This is a genomic window from Enterobacter sp. CM29 (assembly GCF_013179605.1).
Classification (GTDB): domain Bacteria; phylum Pseudomonadota; class Gammaproteobacteria; order Enterobacterales; family Enterobacteriaceae; genus Enterobacter; species Enterobacter intestinihominis.
Genome location: NZ_JABMCU010000222.1, coordinates 1 through 6,650 on the forward strand (window position 1 = coordinate 1; position 6,650 = coordinate 6,650).

The 6,650-nt window shown below is 58.3% G+C and carries 5 protein-coding genes; 2 read left to right on the forward strand and 3 right to left on the reverse strand.

The features are described from left to right. Window positions 1-1,088 (forward strand): transketolase C-terminal domain-containing protein (locus HP459_RS20125; RefSeq protein ID WP_301541000.1); only part of this gene is annotated, 1,088 nt, incomplete at its 5' end. A gap of 81 nt (window positions 1,089-1,169) precedes the next feature. Here the strand turns inward: HP459_RS20125 and HP459_RS20130 are convergent. The 3 genes from HP459_RS20130 to aegA form a co-directional block, all read right to left on the reverse strand. After that, entirely contained in the window at window positions 1,170-2,213 is a 1,044-nt protein-coding gene (locus tag HP459_RS20130) for a DUF1176 domain-containing protein (protein WP_023300667.1), read from the reverse strand. Between the two features lie 109 nt (window positions 2,214-2,322). Next, window positions 2,323-2,913 carry a GDP-mannose pyrophosphatase NudK gene (gene nudK, locus HP459_RS20135; RefSeq protein ID WP_022648962.1) on the reverse strand — a complete coding sequence of 197 codons (591 nt, stop codon included), beginning with the start codon at window positions 2,911-2,913 and terminating at the stop codon, window positions 2,323-2,325. Window positions 2,914-2,980: 67 nt separating this feature from the next. After that, the gene (gene aegA / locus HP459_RS20140; protein WP_171936714.1) at window positions 2,981-4,957 is read right to left on the reverse strand and encodes a formate-dependent uric acid utilization protein AegA; all 1,977 of its coding nucleotides are present in this window, start codon (window positions 4,955-4,957) and stop codon (window positions 2,981-2,983) included. A 152-nt stretch (window positions 4,958-5,109) separates the two neighbouring features. On the opposite strand from aegA, the gene narQ reads away from it, so the two are divergent. Then, the coding region (narQ, locus tag HP459_RS20145; protein WP_171936715.1) for a nitrate/nitrite two-component system sensor histidine kinase NarQ at window positions 5,110-6,650 on the forward strand (1,541 nt) is incomplete at its 3' end.

Genomic DNA, 6,650 nt, shown 5'->3' on the forward strand with positions numbered 1-6,650 from the left:
AAGCGCAGCAGGCCTGGAACGAGAAGTTTGCTGCCTACAAAAAAGCGTATCCAGAGCTGGCGGCCGAATTTAACCGCCGCATGAGCGGTGGCCTGCCGGAAGACTGGGAAGAGAAAACTCAGGCGCTGATTGAAAACCTGCAATCTAACCCGGCGAAAATTGCTACCCGTAAGGCGTCACAAAACACCCTGAACGCGATTGGCCCTGTCCTGCCCGAACTGCTGGGCGGCTCGGCGGATCTGGCGCCAAGTAACCTCACCATCTGGTCTGGCTCTAAATCCCTGAAGGAAGACATTGCCGGAAACTATATCCACTACGGCGTGCGCGAGTTCGGGATGACCGCCATTGCCAACGGTATCGCCCACCATGGCGGCTTCGTGCCGTACACCGCCACCTTCCTGATGTTTGTCGAATATGCCCGTAACGCGGCGCGTATGGCGGCCCTGATGAAGGCGCGGCAAATCATGGTGTATACCCACGACTCCATCGGACTGGGTGAAGATGGGCCGACGCACCAGGCGGTAGAGCAGCTGGCGAGCCTGCGCCTGACGCCAAACTTCAGTACCTGGCGTCCGTGCGATCAGGTTGAAGCGGCTGTGGGCTGGAAGCTGGCCGTAGAGCGCCATAACGGACCCACAGCGCTGATCCTGTCGCGCCAGAACCTGGCGCAGATCGAGCGCACGCCGGAGCAGGTGAAAAATATCGCCCGCGGCGGGTACATCCTGAAAGACAGCGGCGGTAAGCCGGACGTGATCCTGATTGCCACCGGTTCAGAGGTGGAAATCACGGTAAAAGCGGCCGAGAAACTGACCGCCGAGGGTCACGCGGTGCGCGTGGTTTCCCTGCCTTCAACGGATATCTTTGATGCCCAGGATGAGGCGTACCGCGAATCGGTGCTGCCTTCAAACGTCGCGGCGCGCGTGGCGGTTGAAGCTGGCATTGCCGACTACTGGTACAAATATGTGGGTCTGAAAGGGGCGATTGTCGGCATGAAGGGTTACGGTGAATCCGCCCCGGCCGATAAGCTGTTCCCGTACTTCGGCTTTACCGTTGAGAACGTGGTGGAGAAGGCGCTGAGCGTGCTGTAGTGCCGTCTTCGTGCCCGGTGGCGGCTACGCCTTACCGGGCCTACAAATCGCTAAAACGTAGGCCCGGTAAGCGACAGCGCCCTACCTGGTGATCCACAGCGTGGGCCAGGCATCTGGCCCATTCCAGTTATCGCAGCTTGGCTCTTCCGCGTAGCGCACCAGGCGGAAACGCTGGCCGTTAAAACGCCAGCGGGTCTGGATCCCACAGTCGCCAATCCCGCGTCCCAGTGCCAGCGTGGTCAGCTCGCGCGTTTTTTCATCGAAGCTGGCATTCATCAGCTCCATGTCGCTACTCTGGCTGGAAGGGGTAAACGGCAGGCGCAATCTCACGCTTCTGGCAGCAAACGGTTTTTTACGCGACACCAGCCACGCCAGATCGACGGTGTTGTACGCCCCCGCCTCACAGCTGATGATCATCAGCGCTTTGTCATCGGTCAACGCGGTCACGCGCACTTCACGCCGGTTCGGATCGAGGGAGCACTGGCTGTGGTTCATGCGCCAGGTACCGTAATCCAGCAGATCGTTAAGTTCGTTATGCGTCAGCGGCGTTGGCGTGGGGTTCACCACTGCCACCTTTTTTAATGCCGGCGCAGGCGGCACGCTCAGCGGTGGACTATCTCCTTTTTTAATCCATGCCGTTTCACTTCCGACGCGTTTTTGCTGGGCATCAATAAACAGCAGCGCCGCTTTCAGACCGGCCAGAGAGATTGTCTGCTTCCCCCCGCGCAGGGTCAGCGCCTGCCCCTCCTGAATGGTTTTCAGAAACGTGGTGATGGTGCCCGTATCGTCTGTTTTAAGATGCCAGGGGGTTAACTGCCAGTGTTGCGACGTGAGCTGAAGCGGCACATTGTCGAGCAGCAGGCGCGGGGCAATGTCAGGCTCTTTCACCGGAGGCGTCGAAAGACCGCCGAGATCGATGCGCAGGCTGGCGTCCGTTTTTGCCCCCGCACTGCGGCTCAGCGTCATGACCAGACCGCGATGCTCGCCGGTGTTGCGCGCTACGCAGAAATTCTGGTTATTGCAGGTCACCTGCCAGTCTGAAAAAGACTGCTGCGCAGGCGCAGCCCACACCAAAGGCGCGGGAAGCACGCAAATGAAGAAGAGAAGAAAAACGCAGTAGCGCATGAACGGCACAGCCCCGGAAACGAATAGGTCAATCTGGGGCGTATCTTCGTGCCCTGGGCGGGCTGGCTCAATCGGATTTATCGGATAGATTTATCTGAAATACAACTTATCACGCTACCGACGCAGCATTCATCAAACCGCTGGTTTGCAGATACTGCAACAGGATCACCGCTTTACCGTCGCGGATCTCGCCGCTTTTCACCATGTCGACAGCCTGAGCGAAAGGCATTTCCAGCACTTCAATGTCTTCATCGTCCACGCCACCGCCCCGGTGCGTGCGCTGGGCATCGGTGTACTCCGCAATGAAGAAGTGAACCAGCTCGGTAACCCCGCCAGGGGACATAAACAGCTCAAAGACTTTCTGCACCGCCCCCACCTCAAAACCCGTCTCTTCAATGGCTTCTTTGCGGATACACACTTCCGGCTCATCGTCGTCCAGCAGACCTGCACAGGTTTCAATCAGACGTCCGTCCGCGTTGCCATTGACCCATGTCGCGATGCGAAACTGGCGGATCAGCACCACGCTTTGCTTTTCACGGTTATACAGCAGAATGGTTGCACCATTGCCCCGGTCGTAGACTTCGCGTTTATGGCGAATGACGTCCCCGCTCTTACGGGTGAGATCGTAAGTGATGTTACGCAGGACAAAGTAATTTTCAGAAAGGATTTTGTCTTTAATAACGGTAATGTTCAGGGACATACGGGCTCCACGGCAAAATGAGTCTGTTTATACTACGCCGTGATGCCCGCTTTGTCGCCCGTCTGCGTTAATGCATGTTGCGCGGCGGCACGCCAAGCCAGTCCATGATCCCCTGCGCGGCATGGCGCCCTTCCGCCATCGCGGTGACCACCAGATCCGCACCACGTACCGCATCACCGCCAGCAAAAATCTGCGGATTCGAGGTCTGGTAACGATAACGGCTCTCCACGGAGGCCCTGATGCGCCCCCAGTCGTCGGTTTCGACGCCCTGCGCCTGAAGCCACGGCATGGCGTGCGGATTAAACCCAAACGCCATGATCACCGCATCCGCTGGCATGACAAACTCACTGCCCGCCACCGGGACAGGACGACGCCGCCCCTGCGCATCCGGCTCGCCCAGACGGGTGCGCAGCATCCGGATACCGTTGACCTTCCCGTCGGTATCCAGCGTGAGCTCAACCGGCTGGACATTAAATTCAAACGCCGCGCCCTCTTCTTTCGCGTTTTTAACCTCTTTCTTTGAGCCCGGCATGTTGGCCTCGTCCCGCCGATAGGCGCAGGTTACTTTCGCCGCGCCATGTCGCAGCGCGGTGCGCACGCAGTCCATCGCCGTATCGCCCCCGCCCAGCACCACCACGTTTAACCCCTGCGTGTCAATAAACGGCTCGTCTGCGGCAGGATCAAGGCCCATCACATTCCGCGTATTTGCCACTAAAAACGGCAGCGCGTCGTACACGCCCGGCGCGTCTTCATGAGGGATACCTGCTTTCATGGAACGATAGGTCCCTACGCCGATGAACAGGGCATCGTAGTCGTTTTGCAGTTGGGCCATCGACACGTCTTTTCCCACCTCGCAGTTCAGCTCGAAGCGGATACCCATCGCGCTGAATATCTCTCTGCGCCGCGCTAACAGGGATTTATCCAGCTTGAAGGCCGGAATACCAAAGGTCAGCAATCCGCCGATTTCTGGATGGCGATCGTAGACCGTCACACCGATGCCGCTGCGCACCAGTACGTCGGCACAGGCCAGCCCTGCCGGACCGGCACCAATGATGGCGACGCGCTTACCGACCGGTGTAACGTGGCTGACGTCCGGCGTCCAGCCCATCGCCAGCGCCCGATCCGAGATATATCGTTCGATATTACCGATGGTTACCGCCCCTGACGCATCCCGCAGGGTGCAGGCGCCTTCACATAATCGATCCTGTGGACAGACGCGGCCGGTAATTTCCGGTAAACAGTTAGTCTGGTGAGAAAGCTCAGCCGCACCGATGATATCCCCCGCCCTGATCCGCTCAATCCACTGCGGAATATGGTTATGCAGCGGGCAGGTCCACTCGCAAATGCTGTGGTCGCCACATTTCAGGCACCGGGATGCTTCGCGCTGCGCCTGTTCCGGGCGAAACGGCAAGTAGATCTCGTTAAAATGGCCGGCGCGCGCGTCGGGGCTGAGCTTATCCGGCTCACCGCACGCCGGGGTGTTTTGCATCTGTTGCCGTTTGGTTTGCGGAGGGACTGACTGAACCGCCTCGCTGTGCCACGGCAGCGCGTCCAGCCTTGCGCTGCGCTGTCGGCGCTGTTTAACCAGCTTATCCAGCACGGCTGGGGTGGCGAGCGTAAGCACCTCTGCCGGGCAGTTTTCAACGCAGGCCGGGCCTTGCGGCCTTTCCAGGCAGAGGTCGCATTTGTGCGCCGAGGCCTTTACGCTGTCGTTTTCAAGCGGGGTGATCAGCATGTCCATCGTGCCAAACGGGCAGGCCACCACGCAGGCTTTACAGCCAATGCATTTTTGTTGATTGACCTGTACGCTGTCGCTGTGTTGCGTGATGGCTCCGTTCGGGCAGCTTTGCGCGCAGGGCGCATTTTCACAGTGGTGGCAGGTCACTGGGCTTTTTCGCAAGCCAGAGGTAAGGACCGTAATGCGGGGATGAAAATGGCGCTCGCTCAGCGCGTGCTGCTCCCCGTTGTGCGCCATCACACAGGCAACTTCGCAGGCGCGACAACCGATACACTGTTGAGCGTTGGCCATAATAAAACGATTCATAACAACACCTGTTTTTGGTTCAATAACCTTATTCTTTATATTGTTATCGTATTTACCCACAGTGGCATGGCGACGCAATGTTCAAATGCCCAGGAAGGCGAACTATTTCCAGTGAACCTGTGGCAGATCAATTTAATTCAGGAAGCTGATGAGTGACCGTTAAACGCCCCGTATCGGGAAGCCTGGCTCGGGCTTTCTTTTCGATGATTGTCTTGTCCGTTCTGATCAGCGCCATTGCGCTGGTTACACTCGCCAGCAGCCAGCGCGACGCCGAGGCGATTAACATCGCCGGATCGCTGCGCATGCAGAGCTACCGCCTGGGCTACGAAATGCAGCGCGCCAGCCCGTCACTGGCAGAGCACCGCGCGGTCTGGCAGAAAACGCTGAGCGCGCCTGCGTTGCAGAAGCTAAACCGCTGGTATGTGCCAGAGGACGTCAAACAGCGTTACCAGCAGTTGCAGCTTGGCTGGCAGGAGATGGACACGCGTATCGCCAGCGGCGATACCGGGTGGTATCAGAGCCACATAGAGGATTTCGTGGGCCGGATAGATGCCTTTGTGCTGGCGCTACAGCACTACACCGAACATAAGATTCAGCTGGTGATTTTCATGTCGCTGACGGGCGGCCTGGGCATCCTGCTGCTGGCGGTGATGACCCTGCGGCGCATCCGCCGTCAGGTTGTGCTGCCGCTGAATAATCTGGTGGCAGCGAGCGAGCGTATCGAACAGGGGCAGTTCGATACCCCCGCGCCGGATATTATGCTTCCCAACGAGCTGGGCCAGCTTTCCCGCGCCTTCAATCATATGTCGGCGGAATTACACACCCTGTACCGTTCCCTGGAGCACTCCGTTGCCGAAAAAACCCGCCACCTGAATGAAGCGCATCAGCAGCTTGAAATGCTGTTCAAATGCTCACAGGCGTTGAATACCGGGCAGATAGACAGCCACTGCTTCCGGCATATTTTGCAAATTGTGCATGACTATACGCAGATGAATTACCTGCAATTGCGCACCAGTGACGACTGGCAGCTTTACGAAGGACAGGAGTCCCCGGGCGAGAAAATGCACAATTTACCGGTTTTAATGCAGGACACCCTGTACGGCGAACTGCGCTGGCAAAGCGCGACCGGGGATGTTCCACTGCCGCTCATGGAAAGCGTGGCGACGATGCTGGGCCGGGGGCTCTATTTCAATCAGGCGCAGAAACATTATCAGCAGTTGCTGCTGATGGAAGAGCGCGCCACCATCGCGCGCGAGTTGCATGATTCGCTGGCGCAGGTGCTCTCCTATTTGCGTATTCAGCTTACGCTGCTGAAGCATGCCGTGCCGGGCGACAATGCCCCGGCCCAGACCATCATTACGGACTTCTCCCGCGAGCTGAATAACGCCTGGCACCAGCTACGCGAGCTGCTCACCACCTTCCGCCTGACGCTCAACCACGCCAATCTTCCTGCCGCGCTACAGGAGTCTCTCGACGGTTTGCAAAGCCAGACCAGCGCGAAGCTGGTGCTTGACTGCCGTCTCTCATCGCTTGCGCTGGACGCGCAAAAACAGGTGCACCTCTTACAGATTGTGCGTGAGGCAGTGCTGAATGCGATTAAACATGCCGACGCCAGCGAGATTGTGGTCAGCTGCGTCACCACCGCGGACGGTACTCACACGGTCACGATCCGTGACAACGGTATTGGTATCGG

Excerpts from the sequence above, each read along its gene's own strand:
- HP459_RS20130 (WP_023300667.1), bottom strand. The coding sequence starts at position 2,213 with ATGCGCTACTGCGTTTTTCTTCTCTTCTTCATTTGCGTGCTTCCCGCG.
- nudK (WP_022648962.1), bottom strand. The coding sequence starts at position 2,913 with ATGTCCCTGAACATTACCGTTATTAAAGACAAAATCCTTTCTGAAAAT.
- aegA (WP_171936714.1), bottom strand. The coding sequence starts at position 4,957 with ATGAATCGTTTTATTATGGCCAACGCTCAACAGTGTATCGGTTGTCGC.